At 68.3% G+C, this 25467-nt stretch carries 27 protein-coding genes; 8 read left to right on the forward strand and 19 right to left on the reverse strand.

Annotated features, from left to right (window positions below; genetic code table 11):
- Positions 1 to 3 precede the first annotated feature (3 nt).
- A complete protein-coding gene (locus E6N53_RS03940) occupies positions 4 to 1587 on the reverse strand; it encodes a flippase activity-associated protein Agl23 (protein ID WP_142857029.1) in 1584 nt (527 codons plus the stop codon).
- Between the two features lie 146 nt (positions 1588 to 1733).
- Between E6N53_RS03940 and E6N53_RS03945 the strand changes: the two genes are divergently transcribed.
- Positions 1734 to 2201, forward strand: coding sequence for a universal stress protein (locus E6N53_RS03945; RefSeq protein ID WP_142857031.1), 468 nt, complete (start codon positions 1734 to 1736; stop codon positions 2199 to 2201).
- Between the two features lie 73 nt (positions 2202 to 2274).
- Positions 2275 to 2598 carry a 2Fe-2S iron-sulfur cluster-binding protein gene (locus E6N53_RS03950; RefSeq protein WP_136589128.1) on the forward strand — a complete coding sequence of 108 codons (324 nt, stop codon included), beginning with the start codon at positions 2275 to 2277 and terminating at the stop codon, positions 2596 to 2598.
- A 41-nt stretch (positions 2599 to 2639) separates the two neighbouring features.
- Here the strand turns inward: E6N53_RS03950 and E6N53_RS03960 are convergent, their stop codons facing one another.
- Positions 2640 to 3767: an MBL fold metallo-hydrolase gene (locus E6N53_RS03960; RefSeq protein ID WP_142857271.1), complete on the reverse strand. Its 1128-nt coding sequence runs from the start codon at positions 3765 to 3767 to the stop codon at positions 2640 to 2642.
- A gap of 175 nt (positions 3768 to 3942) precedes the next feature.
- Here E6N53_RS03960 and E6N53_RS03965 point away from each other — a divergent pair, with 175 nt between their 5' ends.
- The 4 genes from E6N53_RS03965 to galK all read left to right on the forward strand — a co-directional run bounded on the left by E6N53_RS03965 (position 3943) and on the right by galK (position 8202).
- Complete coding sequence (locus E6N53_RS03965) at positions 3943 to 4575, forward strand: rubrerythrin family protein (RefSeq protein WP_142857035.1); 633 nt, start codon at positions 3943 to 3945, stop codon at positions 4573 to 4575.
- A 105-nt stretch (positions 4576 to 4680) separates the two neighbouring features.
- Positions 4681 to 6363 carry a histidine kinase N-terminal 7TM domain-containing protein gene (locus E6N53_RS03970; protein ID WP_142857037.1) on the forward strand — a complete coding sequence of 561 codons (1683 nt, stop codon included), beginning with the start codon at positions 4681 to 4683 and terminating at the stop codon, positions 6361 to 6363.
- Between the two features lie 54 nt (positions 6364 to 6417).
- Complete coding sequence (locus E6N53_RS03975; RefSeq protein ID WP_142857039.1) at positions 6418 to 6933, forward strand: MOSC domain-containing protein; 516 nt, start codon at positions 6418 to 6420, stop codon at positions 6931 to 6933.
- Positions 6934 to 7011: 78 nt separating this feature from the next.
- A complete protein-coding gene (gene galK, locus E6N53_RS03980) occupies positions 7012 to 8202 on the forward strand; it encodes a galactokinase (RefSeq protein WP_142857041.1) in 1191 nt (396 codons plus the stop codon).
- 30 nt (positions 8203 to 8232) lie between these two features.
- Here galK and E6N53_RS03985 read toward each other — a convergent pair whose 3' ends face one another.
- From E6N53_RS03985 to E6N53_RS04005, 5 genes are all read right to left on the reverse strand, one after another.
- Positions 8233 to 9189, reverse strand: coding sequence for an acetamidase/formamidase family protein (locus tag E6N53_RS03985; RefSeq protein ID WP_142857043.1), 957 nt, complete (start codon positions 9187 to 9189; stop codon positions 8233 to 8235).
- Positions 9190 to 9274: 85 nt separating this feature from the next.
- A complete protein-coding gene (locus E6N53_RS03990; RefSeq protein WP_142857045.1) occupies positions 9275 to 9868 on the reverse strand; it encodes a transcriptional regulator in 594 nt (197 codons plus the stop codon).
- Positions 9869 to 10032: 164 nt separating this feature from the next.
- Positions 10033 to 11271, reverse strand: coding sequence for a mandelate racemase/muconate lactonizing enzyme family protein (locus E6N53_RS03995; RefSeq protein ID WP_142857047.1), 1239 nt, complete (start codon positions 11269 to 11271; stop codon positions 10033 to 10035).
- Positions 11272 to 11374: 103 nt separating this feature from the next.
- On the reverse strand, positions 11375 to 11788 hold the full coding sequence (locus tag E6N53_RS04000) for a luciferase domain-containing protein (RefSeq protein ID WP_142857050.1): 414 nt from the start codon (positions 11786 to 11788) through the stop codon (positions 11375 to 11377).
- 71 nt (positions 11789 to 11859) lie between these two features.
- Positions 11860 to 13101 (reverse strand): HAD hydrolase family protein, encoded by a 1242-nt coding sequence (locus tag E6N53_RS04005; RefSeq protein ID WP_142857052.1) that lies wholly within the window; start codon positions 13099 to 13101, stop codon positions 11860 to 11862.
- 107 nt (positions 13102 to 13208) lie between these two features.
- On the opposite strand from E6N53_RS04005, the gene E6N53_RS04010 reads away from it, so the two are divergent.
- Positions 13209 to 13652, forward strand: coding sequence for a DUF5799 family protein (locus E6N53_RS04010; protein WP_142857054.1), 444 nt, complete (start codon positions 13209 to 13211; stop codon positions 13650 to 13652).
- Here the strand turns inward: E6N53_RS04010 and E6N53_RS20930 are convergent.
- From E6N53_RS20930 to E6N53_RS04020, 5 genes are all read right to left on the reverse strand, one after another.
- Entirely contained in the window at positions 13649 to 13798 is a 150-nt protein-coding gene (locus tag E6N53_RS20930; RefSeq protein WP_201741065.1) for a DUF7557 family protein, read from the reverse strand. The two genes, E6N53_RS04010 and E6N53_RS20930, sit on opposite strands and share 4 nt — an antisense overlap.
- A gap of 211 nt (positions 13799 to 14009) precedes the next feature.
- Complete coding sequence (locus E6N53_RS21410) at positions 14010 to 14135, reverse strand: hypothetical protein (protein WP_269090089.1); 126 nt, start codon at positions 14133 to 14135, stop codon at positions 14010 to 14012.
- Positions 14132 to 15850, reverse strand: coding sequence for a phosphoenolpyruvate--protein phosphotransferase (gene ptsP, locus E6N53_RS04015; protein WP_142857056.1), 1719 nt, complete (start codon positions 15848 to 15850; stop codon positions 14132 to 14134). The genes E6N53_RS21410 and ptsP overlap by 4 nt, the downstream gene beginning before the upstream one ends.
- Entirely contained in the window at positions 15847 to 16011 is a 165-nt protein-coding gene (locus E6N53_RS20625; protein WP_161596510.1) for a hypothetical protein, read from the reverse strand. Before E6N53_RS20625 ends, ptsP begins: the two co-directional genes overlap by 4 nt.
- Positions 16012 to 16308: 297 nt before the next feature.
- On the reverse strand, positions 16309 to 17289 hold the full coding sequence (locus tag E6N53_RS04020; protein WP_142857058.1) for an isocitrate/isopropylmalate family dehydrogenase: 981 nt from the start codon (positions 17287 to 17289) through the stop codon (positions 16309 to 16311).
- A 190-nt stretch (positions 17290 to 17479) separates the two neighbouring features.
- Between E6N53_RS04020 and E6N53_RS04025 the strand changes: the two genes are divergently transcribed.
- Positions 17480 to 17821, forward strand: coding sequence for a hypothetical protein (locus tag E6N53_RS04025; protein WP_142857060.1), 342 nt, complete (start codon positions 17480 to 17482; stop codon positions 17819 to 17821).
- Positions 17822 to 17906: 85 nt separating this feature from the next.
- Here E6N53_RS04025 and leuD read toward each other — a convergent pair whose 3' ends face one another.
- The 7 genes from leuD to E6N53_RS04060 form a co-directional block, all read right to left on the reverse strand.
- On the reverse strand, positions 17907 to 18524 hold the full coding sequence (gene leuD / locus E6N53_RS04030; RefSeq protein ID WP_142857062.1) for a 3-isopropylmalate dehydratase small subunit: 618 nt from the start codon (positions 18522 to 18524) through the stop codon (positions 17907 to 17909).
- Positions 18521 to 19942 carry a 3-isopropylmalate dehydratase large subunit gene (leuC, locus tag E6N53_RS04035; protein ID WP_142857064.1) on the reverse strand — a complete coding sequence of 474 codons (1422 nt, stop codon included), beginning with the start codon at positions 19940 to 19942 and terminating at the stop codon, positions 18521 to 18523. Before leuC ends, leuD begins: the two co-directional genes overlap by 4 nt.
- Positions 19935 to 20186 carry a DUF7989 family protein gene (locus E6N53_RS04040; protein ID WP_136589145.1) on the reverse strand — a complete coding sequence of 84 codons (252 nt, stop codon included), beginning with the start codon at positions 20184 to 20186 and terminating at the stop codon, positions 19935 to 19937. Before E6N53_RS04040 ends, leuC begins: the two co-directional genes overlap by 8 nt.
- Position 20187: 1 nt before the next feature.
- The gene (gene ilvC, locus E6N53_RS04045; RefSeq protein ID WP_136589146.1) at positions 20188 to 21258 is read right to left on the reverse strand and encodes a ketol-acid reductoisomerase; all 1071 of its coding nucleotides are present in this window, start codon (positions 21256 to 21258) and stop codon (positions 20188 to 20190) included.
- Between the two features lie 51 nt (positions 21259 to 21309).
- Positions 21310 to 21969 carry an acetolactate synthase small subunit gene (gene ilvN / locus E6N53_RS04050; RefSeq protein WP_136602523.1) on the reverse strand — a complete coding sequence of 220 codons (660 nt, stop codon included), beginning with the start codon at positions 21967 to 21969 and terminating at the stop codon, positions 21310 to 21312.
- A 2-nt stretch (positions 21970 to 21971) separates the two neighbouring features.
- Positions 21972 to 23777 (reverse strand): biosynthetic-type acetolactate synthase large subunit, encoded by a 1806-nt coding sequence (gene ilvB, locus E6N53_RS04055; RefSeq protein ID WP_142857066.1) that lies wholly within the window; start codon positions 23775 to 23777, stop codon positions 21972 to 21974.
- A gap of 312 nt (positions 23778 to 24089) precedes the next feature.
- A complete protein-coding gene (locus tag E6N53_RS04060; RefSeq protein WP_136589149.1) occupies positions 24090 to 25259 on the reverse strand; it encodes a LeuA family protein in 1170 nt (389 codons plus the stop codon).
- Positions 25260 to 25467: the final 208 nt, after the last annotated feature.

The raw sequence follows: 25467 nt of genomic DNA on the forward strand, positions 1-25467 counted from the left end.
GCGTTACGACCGTCCGACGAACACCACGACTTCTCGGTTCCACAGCGCGAGGCGGTAGCGACTGCGCTCGTAGTCGGCCAGTTCGGGCCGGAGCGTCGGCGCGTCCTCCGGAGTGGTGACGACGACTGCCGGCGGCGTCTCGGGGAGCGGCGCGCCGGAGGGCAGCGTCGTCGACGACCCGCCCTCACGTGCGACGTACCACGGAAGCGGGAGCCGATTCCCCCACGCGTCCGGGACCGGCGGCCCGTCGGCTTCGGTCCACCCGCGCGTGTGGAACCGGTCGCCGTAGTACAGCACCGTCGACTCCCCGGAGAGGTTCGCCGCGAAGGGGTCGAGGTCGTCGGCCGGCTGAGCGTAGCCCGCGAGGGAACTGTCGGGCGTCGGCTCCCCGTAGACGTCGTCGGCGAAGACGGCACCGACGCCCGCGACGGCCGCGGCACAGACGAGGAGCGCGCTGGCGACGACGGCGGCGTCCTCGCGCGCGACGGCGTCTCGCAGGAACGCGACGCCGCGAGCGAGGCCGACGGCGGCCGGCACGGCGAGCGGAACGACGACGTGGACTGCCGTCCAGGGGCCGTCGACTTCGGCGACCGTCGGGAAGACGAGGACGCCGACGCCCGCCCACGCGGCGAAGAAGGTGACGACCGGGCGGACGGACCCGACGTAGCGGTCGTAGAGCGCGCCGAAGACACCCGCGAGAAGCGTCACCGGTGCCGCGGCGAGGAGCACTTCCAGGAGCGAGGAAACGAAGGGCCAGAGTTCGTGGGTCGCCCCATCCGCGTACCGGGACGCGACCCGGACCGCGAAGAACCGCCCGGGGGCCTCGTCGAAGACGAACGCCAGCACGTCGGGGAACGCGAGGGGGTTCCAGAGGCTCGCGCTCCCGCCTCGGGGGGCGAACAGGAAGACGACCGCCGCGACTCCCACGAGGAACAGCCGGGCGACGAGGGTCGACCGCGCCCGCACCCTGTCGGGGAGCGCGACGAGGTCGTTGAGCGACACCCACCGGGCGTCGACGGAGACGGCGACCGCGGCGACGACGCAGGCGGCAGTGGCGACGACGAACCCGGAGGCCGCGAGGGCGGCGACTGCCGCGAGCACGGCGGCGAAGGCTGCGCTCTGCCGTTCGGTGTCGACCGCGCGAACGACGAGGACACACGCGAGGAACGCCGCGGCCGCGAGCAGGAGGTCTCCACGGAGGACCCGCCCGTAGTACACGAGCGGTGGCGACCCGGCGAGGAGCGCGGCGAGGAGAACGGTCTCCGCGGCCGAGAGTCGTGTTCGCAGACCGAGCGCGGCGAGCGGGAGGAGGCCACCGACGAGGGCGACGGGGAGGCGTGCCGCGGCGTCCGTAGCGCCGAGGAGCGACAGGGACGCCCGCGCGAGGTGGTACGGGAGCGGCCCACCGGCGACGGGGCGATACTCGAAGACCCCCATCCGGGCGAACCGGAGCGCCCAGACGCCGGCGCGCGCCTCGTCCCAGTGGAACGGCCGCTCGCCGAGCGCGACGACTCTGAGGACGACCCCCAGTACGGAGAGCGCGACGACGGCGGCGGTGAGACGAGCGGTGGGGTCGACGCGCGACATGGCACTCGGTGCCGACGCGGGTGGCAGAAACGTTTCGATTCCGGCCGGTTCGACTCGGGGGCCCCGGACCTCGCCCGCCCGACTCGCCGCTCGGCCGCCGGGAACAGGTACCAACAGATAAGTCCTGCCCCCTTGATACGTCGGGTATGTACGACGCAATCCTCGTCCCGACTGACGGCAGCGCCGCCGGCGACCGGGCAGTCGAACACGCAGTCGAGTTCGCGACGGCGTACGACGCGACGGTCCACGCGCTGTACGTCGTCGACGCCGCGCTGTACTCCTCGCTGGAGGCTGGCGTCGACGCCGTCATCGACGCCCTGGAGTCGGAAGGACAGGCAGCCGTCGACGCGGTCGCCGACCGGTGTGAGGCCGAGGGAATCGACGTGGAGACCGCGGTGCTCGTCGGGACCATCCACCGAAGCATCCGTGACTACGTCACCGACCACGACATCGACCTCGTGGTGATGGGGACCCACGGGCGGAAGGGAATCGAACGGTTCCTGCTCGGGAGCGTGACGGAGCGGACCGTCCGAACCTCGCCGGTCCCCGTCCTCACGGTCCGCGCGCCCGACGAGGAGGAGGGCACAGAGACGGCCGACGACGACGACGCGTGACCGGAGTTCGCGTCGCCTCGCGGCCGACACGAGTGTATAAAGAGTTTTGCGCCGGTCACCCGAAACCCGCGGTATGACCGAATACACCGTCGAGTTCGTCGGGACCGGTGACACCATCACCGTCTCCGACAAGCAGACCATCCTCCGCGCCTGTATCGACGCCGGCATCGCCCAGGAGTACTCCTGCCGGGTCGGGATGTGTCTCGCCTGTTCGGCCGAGATTCTCGAAGGGGAGGTGACACAGCCGGCGGCGCACGCGCTCACCGACGAGGAGAAGACGTCGTACGCGCTCACCTGCATGGCCCGGCCGCAGTCCGACCTGAAGCTCGACCGTGGGTCGTACCCGCCGAGCATCGAGGCCGACGCGACGGCGGCCGACGCCGCGGCCGACGACTGACCGGTTCCCCGGGAGGTCGAACCGGGCCCGAACCCCCGAGCCTAGTCGGCGTCGGCCGTCGCCGCGCAGTTGTTGGGTCCGAGTTCGAGTTCGAACGACTCCTCGTCGTCGACGGCGTCGCGTCCGAGGTTGACGGCGATGATTTCCTCGTAGTTGGCTGGCCGTGGCGGCAGTTCGCCCGAGACGCGTTCGACGAACGCCTCGCGGTCGAGCGACAGGGTCGGTATCCGCTCGCGGAGGTCCCCCAGTCGCGCCAGATACGCGCCCGACTCGCCCGGCCGCGCCGTCGAGAAGTGTCCGGGCGCGATGACCGTGTCGTCGTCGAGTGACGCGATGGTGTCGTAGAGTCGGCGGGCCGCCTCGGCCGCGCCGTCGTCGCCCCGTTCGAGGTCCGGTCGGGCGACGCTCTCGCAAAAGACGGTGTCGCCGGCGAACAGGAGGTCGCCCAGCCGGAAGCCGAGGTGCTCCGTCGTGTGGCCGGGGAGCGCGACAACGTCGAGGGTCACGTCGCCGACGGTGAGCGGCTCTCCCGCCGAGAGGAGCGACGCGTCGAAGTCGAGGCCGCGCTCGCGGGCACCCGCGGGAAGCAGCACGTCGGCACCGGTCGCGTCGCGGAGGCCGCGCACGCCGCTGACGTGGTCGGCGTGGACGTGGGTGTCGACGACGGCGACGACCTCGGCACCGTGTTCGCGAGCGTCTTCGACGTAGCGGTCGGCGAACGCCCTGAGAGGGTCGACGACGAGCGCCTCGTCGCCAGAGACGACGAGGTACGCCAGACAGCCCGAGGAGGGCCGCTGGTACTGGACGACCGTGGCCGTTTCGACCGGGAGGTCGACCGCGTGGTAGACACGCGCCCACCCTCGCATCCCCTCGGCGAGGTTCGCAGCCTCGAGACCCTCCGCGAGGAGTCGCTCGGCGACGAACGCGCTGGCCTCCCCGCGACCGCAGACGACCAGGACCGGTTCGTCGAGTGCCGCGCGGACCGCTGTCGCCAGTTCGTCGACCGCGTCGTTCACCTTCGCCTCGACGAACCGGTAGTAGGGGAGGTGGTGCGTCGTAATCGTCTCACCCGACAGCGGCCACGCCTCCGCGTCGGCGCGGTTCCGTACGTCGAGGACCGAGACGGCCTCTCCCCGGCGAAGCCGAGCGGCCAGTTCCGCGGGCGACACCGCTTCGACGTCGCCCGACGCCTGTGGGTACTCGCTCATGTCGTCGAGTAGGCGTGCGAGAGACAAAAGCGGGCTGGCGGGTCGGCGCGGGAGGTGTCGTCCGGAGAGGCGTGTAGCTTCACCTGCAGACGACGCCGGGGAAAACGTTGAACCCGAGGGGTTCGCATACACCGGTATGGACGGCACCACCTTTCGCGAGTCGGTCGAGGCGTCGAAGCGGACGGAACTCGACCGGCTCGGCTCCTCGAAGCTACTCATCGCGCTGACGGGCGCGCGAATCGAGCGTCCTCGCGTCCTCGAGGTCGCGGCACACTCCGAACACGCCGCCCGAGAGACGTTCCGTGCCTGGGCCGCCGACGAGTCCCACCCCGACGCGCGCGCGGCGTTCGAGGCCGTCGCGGCGCAGGAAGACGAACACCTCGACCGCGTCCTCGACGCGCTCGACGGGGACGTGGACCTCGCCGACGGCGGCCCGATGCACGCGTATCTCCGCGGCCGCGAGGACACGGTCGAGCGCGTGGCGAGCGGGATGGTCGGCCGTCCGCTGGTCAGCATCCGCGCGCACAACCAGCTCATCGGGTTCTTCGTCAACGAGGCCGACGAGGTGGGCGCGAACCTCTTTCGTGACCTCAAGACCGAAACCGCCGCCGTCGTCGACGACGGAGTCGCGCTCCTCGACGAACTGTGTGGGGACGACGCCGACTGGGAGCGCGCCGAGATGGTCGCCGAGTACGTGATTCAGGTCGCGTACGACGACTACGCCGACTCGCTGACGGAGATGGGGCTGGGCGTCAAAGACATCTGCTGAGGCGGGCGGTCGGGACGGCCCACGGTCGGTCGCGGCGCTGCCCGTTCTCAAAGGTAAGTTCTGGAGAGATATAATTAAATAAGATATTCACTTCCGGAGAATATAATGGCGCTCTTCGGTCTCCCCGTGATGTTTTTGAGCTACGTGCTGGCCTTCGCGACGGCGACGTTGGTCTGCGGCGCTGCGCTGTTCCGAGCGCGACAGGTCGAAGACGACGCGACCCGCCGTGGGCTGGTCGCGCTCTTCGTCGGGAGCGGCGGCTGGGCCGCGTGGGAACTCGGCTTCCTCGTCGCTCCGACACCCGACCTCAAATACGCGAGCTATCTCGTCAGCCTCGTCATCGGCCTCACCACCGTCGGTGCGTGGCTCTACTTCTGTTCGGCGTACACCGGGCGGTCGTTCCACACCGACCGGATGTATCGCCTCGGGGCCGTCGTCGTGTACCTCGTCATCGTCGTGGTGAAGGTGACGAACCCGCTCCACGGCTACTACTTTACGACCGCGTACGTGGCCGAGCCGTTCCCCCACCTGACCGTCATGCACGGAACGTTCCACTGGGTCATCACCGGCCTCTCGTACGCGCTGGTCGCCGTCGGCTTCTTCATGCTCTACGAGCTGTTCTTGGAGGCCGACTACGACACCCACGCTCTCGGTGCCGTCGCGGCGCTCACCGGACTACCGGTGCTGTTCGACATCGTCGGGTTCGCCACCCCGGCGGTCATCGACATGAACTACGAGCCGCTCGGCGTGGCCGTCTTCGCCGTCGGCGTGCTCTTCGTCTTCGAAGAGCAGTTCCTCGCCGTCCAGCTCTCCGACGGCGTCGACGACCCCGTCGTCTACCTCGACGACGAGGGGCGGATCCGCCAGTTCAACGACCAGGCACGCCTGCTGTTTCCCGCTCTCTCGGGGGCAGTCGGCTCGACACTCCCGGCCGTCCTCCCCGACGTCGCCGACCGACTCTCCTCGGAGGAGCGGGTCATCGACCGGACGTACGAGGGCGAGCGCCGGCACTACCTCGTGAGCGACACCTCGTTCACGATGGGCCAGACCGACATCGGGCGCATCGTCGTGTTCACCGACGTGACACGGACGGAGCGTCAGCGTCGCGAACTCGACAGACAGAACGAACAGCTCGAAGGGTTCGCCGCCGCCATCAGGCACGAACTGCTCAACACCCTCCAAATCGTCAACGGGCGCGTGACCATCGCCGGGGAGGCGCTCGAAGACGGCGACGTGCAGACCGCCCGCGACTCGCTCCGGACGGCGTCGCAGACGGCCGACCGGATGTCGGACATCGTCGACGACCTCGCTCGGCTCGCCCGTCAGGGGCAGACGCTCGAGGCGACCGGCTGCGTCGACGTCGACGCCGCCGCTCGAGAGGCGTGGAACGGCCTCGAGACGGACGGGATCTCGCTGTCGCTCCGCGCCGAGGGGAGCATCGACGCCGACGCCGGCCGGACCCACGGCCTCTTCGAGAGCGCGTTCGCCTTCGCCCGTCACAACGGCGCTTCCGTGGTGAGTGTCACACTCCGCGACGACGGGTTCGTCATCACCGACGACGGCGACCCCGTGGGGACGGCGAACCCCGAGGACTTCTTCGCGTACGGCGTCTCGGTACCGGACGCGGCCGCCGGGATGTTGCTGCCGAACCTGCGGACGCTCGCGCGTACCCACGGCTGGGAGGCGACCATCGACACCGCCTACACCGAAGGGGTTCGCCTCGTCGTCTCCGGGGTAGACGTGCGGCTCCCGACGGACGAGGTGGGCAGCGAAGGACAGGCCGCCTGAGGCCCGACCGCCTGCACCCCGAACCGCTTTCTCTCCTCGTCGCCTCGGTCACCTATGGGACGCGTCGAAGCCCTGTTCACGGCACCGGCCGACGGCGAGCCGATGCGAGCCCACGAGACCGTCGACGTCGTCGACGGGGGCATCCGCGGCGACCGCTACCTGCTCGGGACGGGCCACTACGCCCCGTTCGACGTCTGCGAGGTGACGTTCGTCGCGAGCGAGGGGCTCGAGTTCGTCCGCGACGAGTACGACATCGACCTCTCGGACGGCCGCCACCGACGAAACGTCGTCACGCGGGACGTCGACCTCCGCGCCCTCCTGGAGACGACCTTCCGCGTCGGCGACGCCGTCTTCAGGGGGACGCGGCCGCGACCACCGTGTGCCCACGTCGGGCGCGTCGCCGGCGAGGAGGGGGTCGCCCGTGCGCTGAAGGAGGGCCGCGGTGGCATCTGTGCCGACGTCGTCGACCCCGGCTCGGTGACGGTGGGTGACGACGTCGCTGTCGTCGAGGCCGCTCCGCGCGACGTCGGCCGTGATATCGCGGCGCGACTTCGTGAGACACGGGAGTGACTCGACACGAGACGGGCGCAGTTCCCCTCGACGACCCCCGGGTTTGAAGCCCTCTCCTCGAAGACTCACGAGCCACACATGACGACCAGGGAGGCGCGAAGCGCGTTCGAGGCGGCGTACGGTCGAGAGCCGACCACGGTGGCGAGTGCGCCGGGTCGGGTGAACCTCGTCGGCGGCCACACCGACTACAACGAGGGGTTCGTCCTCCCCATGGCCATCGACCGCCGCACGGCCGTCGCCGTCGCCCCGCGCGACGACGGGCAGTTCAGACTGGAGTCGGCCGACGTCGGGGCCGCAGTCGCGGTCGACGACGTCCCCGCGGAACCGCTCACGGCCGACGACGAGGTGTGGGCGAACTACCCGCTCGGCGTGCTCGTCGACCTCGCCGCCGCGGGGCGGTTCGAGCCACGGGGACTCGACCTGCTCGTCGCGGGCGACGTGCCCCGGGGCGCTGGTCTCTCCTCGTCGGCGGCACTGGAAGTAGCGACTGCGGCCGCAGCGTACGCGGTCGACCGTCCCGGGGTCGGGACGGCCGACCTCCCGAAGCGCGACCTCGCCGAGGCGGCCTGGCGCGCAGAGACCGGCTTCGTCGGCCTCGACTGTGGCATCATGGACCAGTACGCCAGCGCACTCTGTCGCGTTGACGAGGTACTCTTTCTCGACTGTCGGTCCCGCGAGACGCGAGGCGTTCCCTTCGGCGACGCCGGACTCAACGTCGTCGTCGTCGACACGCGCGTCGAACACGAACTCGCCTCGTCGGCGTACAACGACCGGGTGCGCGAGTGCGAGGAAGCGGTCGAACGGCTCGACGGACTGCTTGGCGGTGTCGCATCGCTCAGAGACGTCGACCGCGACGCGTTCCTCGCACACGCTGCCGACCTCCCCGGTGAACTCCGCCGCCGGGCGCGACACGTCATCACCGAGAACGAGCGGGTGGAGGCGGCCGTCGACGCCCTCGAAAGCGGGGACGTGGACGCCGTCGGCGACTGCATGTTCGAGTCACACGCCAGCCTCCGCGACGACTACGAGGTCTCCTGTGGGGAGCTCGACACCGTCGTCGAACTCGCGTGGGAGACCGAGGGCGTCGTCGGTGCCCGGATGACCGGCGGCGGCTTCGGTGGGAGCGTGGTCGCCCTCGTGGAGACCGACGCGGTCGACGGCTTTCGAGCCACCGTCGACGCGGAGTACGCCGACCGCGCGGGCGTCGACGTCGAGCCCCGCACGTTCGTCTGCTCGTCCGCCGAGGGTGTTCGACTCGACTCCGCGTGAACGGAGCCGTCCCGTCGGTGTTCACCCCGGTCAGGGGAAGATGCTCTCCGGTAGATACGCCGTCACCGTCCAGTTGGGTGCGTCGACCACCTCGCTGATCTTCAGGTCGACGGCGGCCGAACAGAGGATGTACGCTTCCGACCGCGACAGACCGCGTTCGGCCTCGAGGTGGTCGAGCATGTGGCGGACAGCCTTCTTCGTCGCCTCCATCAGGTCGTCGGCGATGCCCGCCGTCCCGTACATCGGTTCGTCCCGACCGGTGGGCGTGAACGGGCCCGTCGTCTCCAGTTCGGGTTGGGAGATGGACTTGTCCTTCAGCACGTCGAAACGAGCCGTGACGAACATCGGGGCTTCGATGCCCGTCACACAGACTTCACCGTCGCCCTGTGCGGCGTGGCAGTCGGCGGTCGAAAAGAGCGCACCATCGACCTCCACGGGCAGATAGAGCGTCGACCCCGCCGTCAGGTGTTTGATGTCGAAGTTGCCGCCCGTATCGCGGGGTGGGAGCGTGTCGTGTTCGCCGTCTTCCGCCGGCGCGACGCCGGCGATGCCCGGGAACATATCGAGCGGTACCTCGATGCCGTCGACGAAGTGCGCTACCTCCTCGTCGAGGTCCCAGACGTGTAGCCCGGCCTCGGGGAACTCCTCGGGGAGGAGTCCGAGTCCCATCTCGCCCGGCATGAAGCCCGTGAAGCCCCAGCCCTTGTGCTCGAAGTCGAGAAAGTCGACGGCGAGCACGTCGCCCGGTTCGGCACCCTCGACGGCGACCGGTCCGGTGAGCGGGTGGACGGGGTCGAAACTCGCGTTCGCGAGGTCCTCGACACCCGATTCGGGACCGACCTGTCCGTCGAGCGCGTCGCGACATTCGAAACGGACGACTTCGCCCGCCTCGACGGTGAGAATCGGGTCGAGGCTGTTGTCCCACGCGTTGTGGATGTGTCTGTCGGCGTCTGAGAGTTCGTGATCGACCGAATACTCTGTCGACATTAGAGTAGCGACCACGTGGCGTGTCGACAAAACTGTTGGCTCGACTCCATGTGGGTGGCGACGTCCGCGTCGAGCGCGACCGGGCTCACCCCCGTTCGAGTCCCCACGTGATGACCGCGCCCTGCTGATGCACCGGATGGCGTAACCCAGAGAACCGCCCGATTGCACGCGTCCTCGCGTCCACGCCGAACCAGTACTCGACGTCCAGACAGACCTTCTCCGCCAGCGTCGCGGGGCTCATCGGCGGCGTGTCCTCACCGGTCCGGTCGTAGTAGAGACCGAGCAGTCCACCGGGGGTCTCGAAGTCACTCTCGACGAGTTTCGTGGCGTCCGCGACGAGTGAGTTCGAGAAGGGGTCGAAGACGGTCCCGAACGTGTTCGGCTCGCGGTCGCCGTTGTCGCGGCGGAACCGGAGCAGTTTCGCCTCGACCGGAACGCGTCGTCCGTTCGCTTCGACCACCAGGTCACATCGCCGGTCGCCGTTCGGATACGTGACCTCGCGCTCGACCGTCCAGTCGCCCGTATCGCGGAGCGCCCCGACGAGCAGTTCGAGCTGTCTCTCCGCTTCGAACGCACCGAGACCGGGTTGCCACCGTTCGTGTTCGGCCGTCGCGTCGATTCGTGGGACGACGGCCGCGAGGTCACGCGCGAGTCGGTCGAGCAGGTGGTCGCTGGTCATCCAGGTCGGCTCACAGCCGCCAGCAGGAAGAAGCAGTCGGATGGATTCCGACCCACGACGCGCGTCGCGCGTCGAACGGTACCGGGCAGCGCGTCACGCTGCTGGCTTGCTGAATCTACGACTCGTCGAACAGCGCAGCACTGCGTGCTGCTGGCTCGACGAAGCTACGCTTCATCAAACAACGTCTCGCCCTCGACCATGTGCGCCTCGACGGCGTCCATGTCGAGCGTCACACCGAGACCCGGTTCCTCGGGGATAGTGATGTAGCCGTCTTCGATGACGGTCTCTTCGACCAGGTCCTCCCACCAGCCGAGTTCGTACGAGTGGTACTCGACGGCGAGGGAGTTCGGGATGGACGTCCCGACGTGCGCGGAGGCCATCGTCGCGACGGGCGAGGAGACGTTGTGCATCGCCACCGGCACGTAGTACTGGTTGGCGACGTCGGCGATCTTTCGTGTCTCGCGCATCCCACCGACCTTGGGCAGGTCGGGCGCGATGATGTCGACCGCCTGGTTCTCGATGAGGCGACGCTCCTCGGTGACTCGGTACCGGTTCTCGCCCACGGTGATGGGCGTCGTCGTCGACTTCGTGACCTCCTCTTGCACCTTGAGGTTCTCCGGCGGGACGGGGTCTTCGAGCCACCAGACGTCGTACTCCTCGATGGCGGCGGCGAGTCGCTTCGCGGAGCCGCCGGAGAAGGTCCAGTGACAGTCGAAGGCGACGTCGGCGCGGTCTCTCACGCGCTCTGTGACCTTCTCGACGATTTCGGCCTTGTGGCGAATCTCGCCGGGGCGGAGGTGACGGTTCGCGCGGTCCTTCTCCAACCCGGACGGAACGTCCAGGTCGAACTTCAGCGCGTCGTACCCGAGTTCCTCGACGACGCGCTCGGCCTCGTCGGCGCAAGCGTCGGGGTCGGCCTCCTCCTCGGTGTGACAGTCACAGTAGACGCGGACCTGGTCGCGGTACTTCCCGCCGAGGAGCTGGTAGGCCGGAACCTCCAGAATCTTGCCCGCGAGGTCGTGCAGCGCGATTTCGATACCCGCGATGGCGGTGACCGTGACGCCCTCGACGCTCCCCTCGCCGGACATCTTCTGGACGAGGTGCTCGAAGAGACGGTCGATGTCGAGGGGGTTCTCGCCGACGACGAACGGCGTCATCCGTTCGATGAGTTCCGGGACGCCCGCACCCCAGTAGGCCTCGCCGGTGCCGACGATGCCGGCGTCGGTGTAGATGCGCACGAGCGTCCACGGGAAGTTGCCGTCGACCATCGTCGTCTGGACGTCGGTAATCTCGACGTCGCGGCCGCCCCCGCGCTTCGCCGTGACGCCCATCGTCTCGCTGGAGAGCTCCCGCATCGTGTACTCCGCGTTCGGATCGTGGAGCGAACCGTAGTCGATTCCCATGGTCGTGGGTTTACTGGACGAGTGGTAAATCTTTGGAGATTCCGGAGCGGGGGCGCTCGCGCGGCGTTCGCCGGTGTGCCTGCCGACGGGCCAGGCAGCGCCTTCAGGCGCTTGTCTCGCCCGGACCGCCCGCTCGCGGTCCGACCAACAGCGCGGCGAGTTCGGTGCTCGCGCCGAGCCGTCGGAGGTGCGTGTCGGCGTCGAACGCCCGCGCTCGTGACCCGGCGTGCTGGAGATACGCCACCCGGGCCAGTCGGATGGCCCCGGGGACGTCCGCGGGCGAACGGACTCGGTACCGAACGAGCGCCGGCACCCCCGGAACGCTGTCGGCGAAGCCGTCAGTCAACAGCTGGTCGCGGAGGGCGGGCGTCGTCGGGACGGTGAGGGAACCGTGCCGAGAGAGGTGTGCGAAGGTCCGGCCGCCGACCCGGAACGTCTCCCCGTCGTGGCTCGAATCGGTGTCGACGCCGGACCATCGGGAGACGCGGTGTGTGATGGGCGCGAGTGTCGAGTTCATGTTGGGTGAGATTCCGTCTGGGGTCCGAACGTACGCGCCGTGTCGGCATAAGCTTCCTCGGCACTCGACCCCTAGAGGTCGGCGAGCAGGTTCATCACGTATATCGTCCGGAGCATCGCCGCCGCGCCACCGCGGTCGAAGACGAGCCCGTCGGTCGAGCGGACGTGGTCGAGCACCGCCGCCGAGGAGTGTTCCGGCGCGGCGGCGATGCCGCACTCGTTCTCGGCGGCCCACTCCATCACCCGGAGGTCGGACTTCGAGTCGCCCATCACGACCAGGAACGGGTCGTCGATGCCGAGGACCTCGAGCGCGGCCCCCACGCCGCGGGGCTTGTTGAGTTCCAGCGAGCCGACCTCGGCCGCGTCGGCGTGGTAGTAGGCGACGTCGACGCGCTCGAAGATGGCAGTCACGGCCTCGGGCACCTCGTCGGGTGCGCAGTCGACGGACGCGCCCTCGCTCTCGAACACCTGTTCGATTTCGGGGTCGGCGGCCGCGAAGTACGCCCGCGCCCAGTCGGAGCCACGCGTCGTCACCTCGTCGGTCTCGGCCGCGACGGCCTCGCCCAGGAGGTCGACGAGGTAGACCAGCCCGCGGTCGATGACGCGCTCTGCCTCGGGAGAGCCCACATCGAAGTTCGGTTTGAGCGTGACGTTGAACTCGTTACCCTGGAGGTGGATGCCGCGGGCGACGTCGTCCGGAGCCTCCGGGAGGACGCGCGAGCGTACCTCGTCGAAGACCGAGATCATCTCCTCGTCGAGTTCGTCGTAGAGGAGCCGTTTCGTCTGTGAGCCGTGGCCGGGCGTGAACACCCCCGTGCCGGTCTCGTAGACGATACTCACGTCGCTCGAGTGGACGAGTTCGTTCCCGAGCCCCTGGATGAGAAACCCCTTGACGTTCTCCAGGGTCTGACCCGTGCAGATGACGATGGGGACGCCGGCCTCGTGGAACTCCGTGAGCGCGTGGAGGGTCTCGCGGGGGATCTCGTTGTCCGTCCCACCCGCCGAGCGGAGCGTCTCGTCGACGTCGAGGACGAGCACGTTCACCGCGCGTCCGTACTTCGAGTGGAGGTCGAGGCCGGTGAAGGCGTGGTCGCGGTCGGCCGTCGCGGCGATTTCGACGAGCGTCTCGCCGACGGCGAACGAGTCGCGTACCTCCGCCTTCCGCGTGTCGAGTTCGGCCCGGGCGTCCTGCCAGTAGTCGAGGGCGACCCGCGAGTCGACGGCCGGGAAGACGTCGACGAACGTCTGGAGGTCCCGGATGGCGGCCGTGTCGAAGTCCTCGTAGAGCCGGTAGAGGAGGTCGTATCGTTCCATAGCTCGAAACGGACCGAGGAGGTATTAAAAACCGGTCGGTCCGACGGTCGGTGCGCCGCCGGAGACGCGGGGAAACCCTGATACGCCGCCTCGTCATACGCTCGGGCATGGCAGACTGGACCGACCGTATCGTCGGCGACCGGATGACGGTCGACAGGGAGTTCAACGACCGCGTGATGGCCTCCGAGTTCGCGAGTCAGGAGTGGAGCCTCATCATGACTGCGACGGAGTTCGAGATCGAGAACGCAGACGACCCCGAGCGGGCACGGATCGTCGCGAACACCGACAAACTCGAGGGGATGATGCCGCACATCGAGGAGGCGGGCAAGCGCCAGCAGTCGATGGCCGGCGGGGGTGGCCGTGACGACGGCGGGGGCGACAGCATCATCGATACGGTCAAAGGCGCGCTCGGACTCGGAAACGGGAGAGAGGACCACGACGCCAAACTCGCCGCTGCCGAGAAACTCGTCCAGGAGTACGCCGACGAACTCCAGTCCCACCTCGAATCGCGGGGGAAGTGGGAGCAGGTCCGACGGTCGTACGAGAGTTAATACTCGTCGCCCGCGTGGAACAGCGTCATCTCGCTGGCCCGGTAGATGTTGATGAGTTCGTTGATTATCTCGTCGTACTCCTCGTCCTCGACACGGAGTCCGTCGAGTCGCTCCAGCGTCTCTTCGTCGACCTGTATCTGTGCCATAGATGAGAGGAAACGCCGCGCGGCCTTAAATCCACCAGCGAACTCCGCTCGAACCGAGCGAGACGGCGAGACGACGAACAGACCGCGCCACTCGAGAACACAGTCGCTTCGACCGCGCGAACAGCCGCCCACCGGTCGCGTTCGACCGCTGTGCCGGTGGCGACGACGTCGGCGCTGGCGATGTCTTCTGCGGTCAGTTCGTTCTGTGGGCTCATCGACCCTCGCACCGCGCCTCGATGTCGTGGCCCCTCTCTCGAGTGGTCGTCTCGGCGTTCTCGGCGGCCATCTGGCTGTGCGCGATACCGGTCGAGCACGCGGTGCCTGCGACGATGCTCACGGCGACTCCCCCTGCGACGTCAGTCGGTCGACTACTTGCTCTTTGGTGCTGGCGCTGGCGACGTGGGTGGCGAGTTCCCTCGCCTCGTCGGTGTCGACCGCCGTGACGCGCTGTTTCACCGCGGGGACGGTCACGGCGCTCATCGACAGTTCGTCGAGGCCCAGTCCGAGGAGGAGTTCGGTCAGGTCGGGGTCGCCGGCCATCTCGCCGCACATCCCGACCCAGCACTCTGTGCCCTCCGCGGCGCGGACGGTCTCTCGAATCGCACGGATGACTGCTGGCTGGCGGAAGTCGCGCAGTTCCGAGACACGTTCGTTCCCGCGTGCGGCGGCCATCACGTACTGTGCGAGGTCGTTCGTCCCGATGCTGAAGAAGTCGACCTCGCTCGCCAGGTCGGGGCCCATAAGCACCGCCGCGGGCGTCTCGATCATCACGCCGAACTCGGGAATCGCGTGGTCGACGCCCGCCTCGTCGAGCGCGGACGCGACCGCTTCGAGTCGTGTCCGGGCCGCACGGACCTCCTCGACCGTCGAGACGAGCGGGAGCATCACGGCCAGGTCGCCGGCCCCGTCGGCAGCCGCCCGCAACAGTGCGCGGAGCTGTGTCTCGAACAGGTCGGCGTCGTTTCCGAGCGACCGTCTGATACCCCTGTCTCCCAGGAAGGGGTTCTCCTCCTCGGGGAGGTCGAGGTACGGGACGGGCTTGTCGCCACCGATGTCGAGCGTGCGGACGACGACCCGCCCGTCGGGGAACGCGTCGAGCGCGTCGCGGTAGGCCTCGTACTGCTCTGCTTCTCCCGGCGGCGCGTCCCGGTCGACGAAGAGGAACTCCGACCGATACAGCCCCACACCGTCGGCACCGCGCTCGACCGCGGCCTCGATTTCGGCCGGGCGACCGACGTTCGCGGCGACTTCGATCTCTCTCCCGTCGCTGGTCTCGACGGGGGCCTCGCGGACGGGCGCGTCGAGCCCGTCGCTCGCGCGCGCTCTCGTCTCCTCGGTCGGGTTCAGCACCACTTCGCCGGCGTCACCGTCGACGACGACTTCAGTCCCTTCGTCGACCTCGTACAGCCCCGCGCCGACTCCGACCACGGCAGGGAGGGCGAGCGAGCGGGCGAAGATGGCCGCGTGCGACGTGCGACCGCCCGTCGCGGTGACGAATCCCGCGACGACCGCCGGGTCGAGCTGTGCAGTGTCGGACGGGGTGAGCCGCTCGGCGAAGACGACGCTGCCCTCGGGGAGCGACCGGAGGTCGACCCGCTCGGCCCCAGTCAGGATGCGGAGCAGTCGGTCGCGCACGTCGCGGAGGTCGTCCGCGCGTTCTTTCATCCGCCCGTCCATCCCCTCGAACTGCTCGATGGGGCCGGCGAAGGCCGCCCGGACCGCGTGCGGGGCGGGCAAACCGTCGTCGGTGACGGCCGCCTCGACCCCGTCTTCGATTATCGGGTCCGAGAGGAACTGGAGGTGCGCACCGAACACTTCGGCTTCCTCCTCGCCGACATGCTCGCGGGTCTCTTCGCGCTCGCGTTCGAGTTCCGTGCGGGCGGTCTCGATGGCTTCTTCGAACCGTGCGAGTTCCGCCTTCGGGTCGACGTCATCGGGTGGTTCGTCCAGGTCGACCGAGTCGTCGGGGCGGTACCACACGACGGTTCCGACCCCCGCGAGCGGTGTCGCGCCCTCGCCCTGAAGACGACGGTCGACGGCGGGGCCACTCATCGGACCGCCCCCGTGAGCGCCTCGAATTCGTCGAGGCGGCTCGTCTCGGTGGCCCCGTCGAGCAGGAACTCGGTGCGGGCGTCTCTCGGCGCGGGCGGTCGTTCGAGCGTTACCGGGTCGGGCGGGGTGAGTCGGTCGATGTCGGTGGAGTCGATGGTCATGAGAGGTCTGTGATGGGTGTCGGTCCGTTCGGTGAGTATAGTCGTCGCGGGGCGAGACAAAAAGTCCGCTCCCGGATATCGCAGGCCGCGGTGGCAACGACTCGCCGAGCGGTGAGCGTGCGTTCGAGGTCCCGGTTCCCTCTTCGAGGTCGTCCCTGCGGAGGGTCGTCGGCGACAACGACGCGGACGTGGACGTCGGCTGCGTCGAACCGCCCGGGTCTTGGCTGGTCTACCAGGACGTCGACTCCGCACGCCCGGTTCAGCCCGTGACTATCCACGAGAATCAGACGGCCGGCACTAGTCGAGGCGGTCGACGACTGCTGCGGTGACGTCCTCGGTCGAGGCGTCGCCGCCGAGGTCGGGCGTCCGCGGGCCGTCGGCGAGGACGTCCTCGACGGCGGTGTGGACGGCCTGTGACTCCTCGTGGTGGCCGAGCGACTCTAAGAGCATCGCGGCGGAGAGGATGGTCGCCGAGGGGTTCGCGATGCCCTCGCCCGCGATGTCCGGGGCGCTCCCGTGGACGGGTTCGAAGAGGCCACGGGCGGGGCCGAGATTCGCCGAGGGGAGGAGGCCGAGCCCACCGACCAGGCCGGCAGCGAGGTCAGACAGCATGTCGCCCGCGAGGTTCGGACAGACGATGACGCCGTACTCCTCCGGGTGGAGACAGAGGTGCATCGCCAGCGCGTCCATCAGGGCGTCGTCGGTGTCGACACCGCGCTTGCGAGCGACGTCCTCGACGGCGTTCTTGAACCGACCGTCCGTCTCGCGCATCACGTTCGCCTTGTGGGCGACGGTGAAGCCGTCCCACGCGCCGTCGTCGACGTAGTCGCAGGCGAAGCGTGCGAGTCGACGCGAGGCCGAGTCGGTGACGACGCGCGTGAGCGTCGAGAGGTCCTCGGTCAACCGGTGTTCGTGACCGCCGTAGACGCCCTCGGTGTTCTCGCGGAGGAACACCAGGTCGGTCTCGGGTTGGAGCGCGTCGACGCCGGGGTACGCCTTCGCCGGGCGGACGTTGACGAACGAGTCCACCGCGTGTCGAAGCGGGATGATGACGTCGGCGGCCGTCTCACCGGCCGCTCCGAACAGCGTCGCGTCCGCGCTCGCCGCGAGGTCGAACGTCTCGTCCGGCAGTGCCTCGCCCTCGCTCTCGAGCACGTGGTCGCCCGCGCGGGCCTCGACGAAGTCGAAGTCGCCGACGGTCTCGAGAACCTCGCGTGCGGCCGGCACCACTTCCTGTCCGATTCCGTCACCGGGAATGACGACGATCTCGTCGGTCATGGCTAATGAGGTGAGCGGGCCCCTGATGAATGGGTCGGTACGGAGCCGTGCGTCTGACGCGCGACCGACTGAGACTTATCAACGACCGGGGCGACAGCCCGGGTATGTATCGGCGATGGCGGCTCGACGTGACAGAGAGCGGGACAGTGTCGCGCACACGAGGGCCACAGCCAGGGTGGGGAGACGCCACATGAGCGACACGGACGCGGGCGCGAACGAGAAGCCGAGCCGGCACGTCTCGATCGAGATCATCGAACCACCGGAGCCCGGCGAATCGCTCGAGGTCGACCCCGCGACCCGGGTGGACACGATGGTCCAGGACCGACTGCTCCCGACGGCCCGGCTGAGCGACGGGCGGTACGTCGCCTGGTGGTTCGACACCGACGCGCCCGACCCGGACGACGACCTGACGACGGAGTGGGTCGTCGCCCCGACGCGGTTCCTGGCGGCGGCGACCTTTCGAGAGTTGACCGAGGACCCCGCCCGGTTCGAGGCGCTGGTGTCGGCCGACGAGAACGGCGCCATCGAGTAGCGGTCGCTCGCTGGTGTGACCGAACCCGCGCGCAGAACCGTTCTCGCTGGTAACGAAGCGAACCGAGAGGATGCGGTACGGCGGCTTACGCGTCGAGGTCGACGTACGGAAGCGACTCGGCCAGTTCGCGCACCGCGTTCTGGTTCGAGCGCATCAGCGCCGTCGTGTCCCACTCGCCGTCGACGAGCGCCTTCCGCTGGGCGTCGTCGACGGTCACGTCGACGGTCGTGTCGCCGTAGGTCACCGTCTCCGCCTCGACGTCGACCTCGAGTTCGATGTCGGGGTTCTCGTCGACGAAGTCCTGAATCGCCTCGACCGTCTCCGAGTCCGCCGTGACGGTCGGGATGCCGAGCGCGAGGCAGTTGCCCGCGAAGATTTCGGCGAACGACTCGCCGATGATGGCGTCGATGCCCCAGCGCATGAGCGCCTGCGGGGCGTGTTCGCGCGAGGAGCCACAGCCGAAGTTGGCGTTGACGACCATCACGGAGGCGTCCTGGAACCGCTCCTCGTTGAACGGGTGTTCCTTCGGCGTGTCGTCGTCTTCGAACCGCAGGTCGAAGAAGGCGAACTCGCCGAGGCCGTCGAAGGTGACGACCTTCATGAAGCGCGCCGGGATGATCTGGTCGGTGTCGATGTCGTTCCCGCGGATGGGGATTCCGGTGCCAGCGGCGTAATCAATCTGTGGAATCTCGGCGTCGCTCATGCCAGGGCCACCTCCTTCAGGTCGCGCACGTCGGTCACTTCTCCCTTGAGGGCCGCGGCGGCGACCATCCGGGGGTTCATGAGCACCGTGCGACCGTCTTTCGAGCCCTGCCGCCCGATGAAGTTCCGGTTCGACGACGAGGCACAGGCTTCGTCGCCCTGCAGCTGGTCCTCGTTCATGCCGAGACACATCGAACAGCCCGCGTTGCGCCAGTCGAAGCCGGCCTCGGTGAAGATTTCCTTCAGGCCCTCCTCCTCGGCGGCGCGCTGGACGCGCTGACTGCCGGGGACGACCATCGCGCGGACGTCCGGGTGGACCTGTCGGCCCTTGACGATTTTCGCCGCTCTGCGGAGGTCGGCGAGCCGGGAGTTCGTACAGGAGCCGAGGAAGGCCACGTCGATCTCGTACCCCTCCATCGTGTCGCCGGGACTCACGCGCATGTGCTCTTGGGCACGACGGGCGGTCTCTTGCTTTGCCTTCGGGAGGTCGTCGGGGTCCGGGATGGGCTCGGAGATGCCGATGCCCTGTCCGGGGGTCGTCCCCCAGGTGACCACGGGTTCGAGGTCTGCGCCGTCGATGACGACGACGTCGTCGTACTCGGCGTCCTCGTCCGACCGGACCGACTCCCAGTAGGGCTTCAGCCGCTCGAACTTCTCGGGGTCGTCTCCGAACTCGTCCGTCTCGGCGAGCCACTCGTAGGTCGTCTCGTCGGGGTTGACGTAGCCCGCGCGGGCACCGCCCTCGATGGACATGTTGCAGATGCTCATCCGCCCTTCCATGTCCAGCGACTCGATGGCCTCGCCGGCGTACTCGTAGACGTAGCCGACGCCACCTTCGGTGCCGAGCCGGCGGATAATCTCGAGGATGACGTCCTTCGCCTCGACGCCGTCGCCGAGTTCGCCGGTGACCTCGATCTTCCGCACCTTCTGTTTCTCCATGGCGATACAGCCCGTCGCCAGGACGTCGCGAATCTGCGACGTGCCGATACCGAACGCCAGCGCGCCGAACGCGCCGTGCGTCGACGTGTGGCTGTCACCGCAGACGATGGTCTTGCCGGGCTGGGTGATGCCCTGCTCCGGGCCGATGACGTGGACGATACCCTGGTTGCCCGTCGTGGGGTCGTCGAACTCGATGCCCGCGTCGCGGACGTTCTGTTCGAGTTCGGCCATCATCTCCTCGGCGGCACCGTCGCCGTAGGGGCGAGACTGGTCCGCCGTCGGGACGATGTGGTCGACCGTCGCGTGCGTCAGTTCCGGGTAGGCCACCTCGAGCCCGCGCTCGCGGAGCATCCCGAACGCCTGGGGGCTCGTCACCTCGTGGATGAGGTGCAGTCCGACGAACAGCTGCGTCTGTCCCGTCGGGAGCGTGGTGACCGTGTGTCGGTCCCAGACCTTGTCGTACAGCGTTCCCTCACTCATCGTCCCGTTCTACCGTCTCTGCACGGTTGGCTTCGTCGGTCGCCTCACGGTCGTCGGGACCGCGCTCCCAGACCTCGTTCGCGCCGTCACCGTCGGGCGATTCGTGTTCGATGTCTTTCATCTCGTCGCCCTCGGTGCCGCCGTCGGCCGCCGCGGGCCCCCGCGTGAAGACGCCTCCGTTCGCGCCGAAGGCCTCCCCGGTGTGGGGGTTCGTGTGTTCGATGTCTCCCATTCGTCGTGTCATCTTACTCGCTCAGTGTGATCTTCTCGTCTTCCGCTTCGTCTTCGGTCTCGTCGTCGGCCCACGCGAACAGGCCCCGGAGGCGTGCGCCGACCTCCTCGATCTCGTGGTTCTCCTCTTGGGCGCGGAGCTGCCAGTACTTCGGTCGATTCGCCTGGTTCTCGGTGATCCACTCCTGGGCGAACTCGCCGTTCTGGACCTCCTCGAGGACCGCCTCCATGTTCGCGCGGGCGTGCTCGTCGATGATGCGGTCGCCGCGGGTGAGGCCGCCGAACTCGGCGGTGTCGGAGACGGAGCCCCACATCGCGCCGAGCCCGCCCTCGTACATCAGGTCGACGATGAGTTTCATCTCGTTGAGACACTCGAAGTACGCCATCTCCTTCGAGTAGCCGGCGTCGACGAGGGTCTCGTACCCCTGCTTGATGAGCGACGCGATGCCGCCGCAGAGGACGGCCTGCTCGCCGAAGAGGTCCGTCTCGGTCTCCTCGCGGAACGTCGTCTCGACGACGCCCGCGCGGGTGCAGCCGATGGCGTGGGCGTACGCCAGCGCCTCTTCTTTGGCCTCGCCGGTGGCGTCCTGGTACACCGCCAGCAGGCCGGGGGTGCCCTCGCCGCTCTCGTACGTCCGGCGGACGATGTGCCCCGGCGACTTCGGCGCGATCATCGTCACGTCGACGTCTTCTGGCGGTCGAATCTGGTTGTAGTGGATGTTGAATCCGTGGGCGAACTGCAGGGTGTTGCCCGGTTCGAGTTCGTCGCGGATGGCCTCGAACACCGCCGGCTGGACGGTGTCGGGGACCAGTACGGACACGATGTCCGCCTCGGCCGCGGCCTCGACCGGCGTCGCGACCTGGAGGCCGTCGGATTCGGCGACGTCCCACGAGGAGGAACTCTCGCGGAGGCCGACGATGACGTCGACGCCCGAGTCGGAGAGGTTCTGCGCGTGGGCGTGGCCCTGGCTGCCGTAGCCGAGGACGGCGACCGTCTTGTCGTCGATGTGCGAGCGGTCCGCGTCGTCGTCGTAGTAGACGTCGATGGTGAATTCAGAGTCTGCGTTTGCGCTTGAGTCTGACATGGATGGATAGGTGGGAAACTGTGGTTTTTACGTTTCGATACGTCGGCGGGGTCAGTCGTCGGGCCAGTGTTTCGCCGTCGCGTTCGCGCCCGCCTCGAGCGCGGCCGTCCCGGTGCGGACGATCTCGCGGACGCCGAAGCGCTCGAACGTGTCGAGCGCGTTCTCGATGGTCGTGCTGGTGCCCGTCACCTCGATGGTGATGGCCTCGGCGCTCGCGTCCACGACGGTGCCGTCGTACATGTCGGCGACCGCGGCGATCTGGTCGGGATGCTCGCCGTCGACCTTGATGAGCGCGAGTTCGCGCCGCACCGCGTCTTCCGTCAGTTCGGTCACGGAGATGACCGGCACGAGCTTTTCTAACTGCTTTTTCGCCTGCTCGATGCCCGGTTCGGGCTCGCGAACGACGAGCGTGATGCGCGAGTACTCCTCGTCCTGGGTGGTCCCGACGGTGAGCGACTCGATGTTGAACTGCCGTCGAGCGAACAGTCCGGAGGCGCGGGCGAGGACGCCCGGCTCGTTGAGCACGAGCGCGGAGAGGACCGCCTCGCGCACCTCGGGTTCGGCTTCGACCTCGGGGTCGATGCGGATACCCTGGGAGTTGCGCCGCCCCTCGGGGTGTGGGCGTTCGTCGGGTGCGGGCCCTTTCAGGCCACGTCGGTGGGTGTCCTCCGCTCTGGACGTCTCGGTGTCGGGAGAGTGTTCCGAACTCATGGTTACAGCTGGTCCTCCGAGAGGGCGAACTGTCCGTTGGGCGCACCGGAGGCGACCATCGGGTAGACGTTCTCCGCGGGGTCGACGTGGAAGTCGATGACCGACGGACCGTCGTACGCGAGGGCCTCCTCGATGGCGTCGGCGACCTGGTCGTAGTCGTCGACGCGCCAGCCGCGCGCGCCGAACGCCTCCGCGAGACGGTCGAACTCGGGACACCAGTTGTACTCGGCCGCCATTCGACGACCCTCGTAGAAGGCGTCCTGCCACTGTCGAACCATCCCGATGTACTCGTTGTTGAGGACCGCGACGGTGATGTCCATGTTCTCGCGGACGGCCACGGACAGCTCCTGCATCGTCATCAGGAACGAGCCGTCGCCGTCGAAACAGACCACCGAACGGTCCTCCTGTCCCATCTGGTCGGCGGCGAGACGGGCACCGATTGCGGCGGGGAGGCCGTACCCCATCGTCCCTAACCCGTGCGATGAGACCCACGTCCGCGGTTCACGGTAGGTCCAGTACTGGGAGGCCCACATCTGGTGCTGGCCGACGCCCGTGGTGACGATGGTGTCGTCGCCGGTGGCCTCGTCGAACGCTTCGACGACGAACTGCGGTTTGATGGGTTCGTCCGACGGCGCTGCGTAGTCCATCGGATACTCCTCTTTCCACGTCTGGCACTGCTCGCGCCACTCGCGCGCGTCGGGCGAGTGGTCCATCCGCGCGTCGACCTGGTCGAGCACCCGGCCGGCGTCACCGACGAGCGGGTAGTCCGCGTGGACGTTCTTGCTAATCTCGGCGGGGTCGATGTCGATGTGGACCACCTCCGCCTCGGGCGCGAACGTGTCGATGCCGCCTGTCAGCCGGTCGTCGAACCGGGTGCCGACTGCGATGAGGAGGTCGGTGTGGGTGATGGCCATGTTCGCGTAGCCGGTCCCGTGCATCCCGGCCCACGACAGACAGAGGTCGTGGTCCTCGGGGAAGGTTCCGATGCCGGGCATCGTCGTCACCACGGGGATGCCGTGGTCGATGGCGAACGCCCGAGCCGTCTCGGTGGCGTTGCCCTTGACGACGCCGCCGCCGAACAGCAACACGGGCTTCTCGGCGTTCTCGATGGCCCGTGCCGCGACCTTCACGTCCTTCTCGTCCGCCTCCATCTGGGGGTTGTACGTCTTCGGCGGGCGCGCGGGCCCGGGCTCGCGCCCGGTCTCGCTCTGTGTGATGTCCTTCGGCAGGTCGACCAGCGTCGGTCCCGGTCGGCCCATACCCGCGAGGGCGAACGCCTCGCCGACGGTGTCGCCGACGGTGTCCGCGTCGCCCGCGAAGTAGTTGTGTTTCGTGACCGGCGAGGTGACGCCGATGGTGTCGGTCTCTTGGAAGGCGTCCGAGCCGACCATGTCGCTCGGCACCTGGCCCGTGAGCGCCAACACGGCGTCGGAGTCCATGTTCGCGTCGGCGAGGCCGGTCACGAGGTTCGTCGCACCCGGCCCCGACGTGGCGAGACAGACGCCCGGCTCGCCCTTGACGACGCCGTACGCGTCCGCCGCGTGAGATGCGCCCTGTTCGTGGGCCATCATCACGTGTCGGATCGAGGAGTCGTACAGCGCGTCGTAGACGGGCATAATCGCGCCGCCCTGGACGCCGAAGGCCGCCTCGACGCCCGCGTTCTCGAGCGCGCGAACGACGGAGGACGCACCGGTCGTGACCGGTCGTTCCTCGGCTCGCTGTTCGTCCGCTCGTGGCTGTTCCTCCGCTTCGGTCGACTCCGGTGTGGAGTCGTCCGCTTCGGGTGTCGGTGTCGCACGTTCGCTCATGTGTGTGTCTCGGCTTGGTGTGGTGATCGCTGCACTCGGTGGTCGGTTCTGAACTGGCCGGTCGGCGAGGAGAAGAGTGTGTGAGGGGCTAGGCGGCCCCTACAATCGACCCGATAGCGGCGACACTGTCCGTGCCCGACGGGCGGGCGTCGCACGAAGTGGGACAGTGTCTCATCGTATCGGGTGAGATACGCTCGTCTCATAAAACCCTTTCGTGAGCGTCGTCGCGCACGCGGACGCCCACGGGGTCGCACCGGTCCGCCGTCACGGACCTGCCGCTCGCGGACGGTCGCGAACGGGAGGGAGGGCATCCTACGCCCGGACCTCCTCTTCCTCGTCGACGTGGTCGACGCCGACCTCGTCGGCGAACCGCTCCAGCTCGGTCATCGTGACCCGCTGCTTCTCCGCGCCGTAGTCCTTGACGCGCCGGGTGATCTCTCGCACCTGCGCGTCCGTCGGCTCGTAGCCCGCGTCCGACAGGCGCTTGCGGACGGAGTGGGTGCCCGTGTGCTTGCCGAGGACGAACTCCCGGGAGGCACCGACCATCTCGGGGGTCATCACGCCCGGCTCGAACGTGCTCGCGTTCTCCAGCACGCCGGCGGCGTGGATGCCGCTCTCGTGGGAGAAGGCGTTCCGCCCGACGACGGGTTTGTTCTGCGGCACCGGGATGTCGCTCGCCGCCTCGACGATGCGCGACAGCTCCGTGATGCGCCGCGTCTCGATGCCGGTGTCCACGCCGTACAGTGACTCGGCGGACATGACGACCTCTTCGTAGGCCGCGTTGCCCGCGCGCTCGCCGATGCCGTTGACGGACACCTGCGCCTGTGTGGCACCCGCCTCGAAGCCGGCCATCGCGTTCGCGGTGGCGAGGCCGAAGTCGTCGTGCGCGTGCACGTCGATGTTGGCGTCGGTGACCTCGACGATCTCGCCGACCAGGTTCGCCATCCGCGTCGGGGTGCAGACCCCACAGGTGTCGGGGATGTTGATCCAGTCGACGTCCTCTCCCGAGACGGCCTCGATGACCTCGAAGAGGAAGGCCTTCTCCGTCCGGGTGGCGTCCATCGGCGAGAACATACACTCCACGCCGGCGTCCTTGACGCGACGGACGCTCTCGACCGCGCGCTCGACGGCCTCCTCGCGGGAGGCGTGCATGGAGTCTTGCAACTGGACGTCGCTGGTGGACACGAAGACGTGCACCATATCAACGCCCGAGTCGAGCGCGGCCTCGACGTCCTTGTCGACGACGCGGGCCAGGCCACACGTCGTCGTCTGGGAGGCGTCGGCGATGTCTCTGACTGCCTCGAACTCGGCGTCCGAGTTCACGGGGAAGCCCGCCTCGATGACGTGCGTCCCCATCGCGTCGAGCAGCGTCGCTATCTCTCGTTTCTCGTCGTACGAGAACGAAGTGCGTGGCGACTGCTCACCGTCGCGGAGCGTCGTGTCGAAAACCCGTACCGTCTCGATCTCAGATGTGGTTTCCAGTGTGCCCTGGAAGAACTCGACCCGCCGGGGAACCCGACGAAGTGTCCTCCACGTCCATGTTGTTGGACATTGTAGTCGTTCACATACTACGCCGCCATATAAAGGTGTCCTTCCGCGTCGGCGTCAGCCGTACTCGTGTCTCCCGTCTGCCAGCTCTGTCCCGACGAATCACCCGGCATCAACGGCCTATGACGCCCCATATCTCCTA

This window comes from Salinigranum halophilum (assembly GCF_007004735.1).
Taxonomy (GTDB): Archaea; Halobacteriota; Halobacteria; order Halobacteriales; family Haloferacaceae; genus Salinigranum; species Salinigranum halophilum.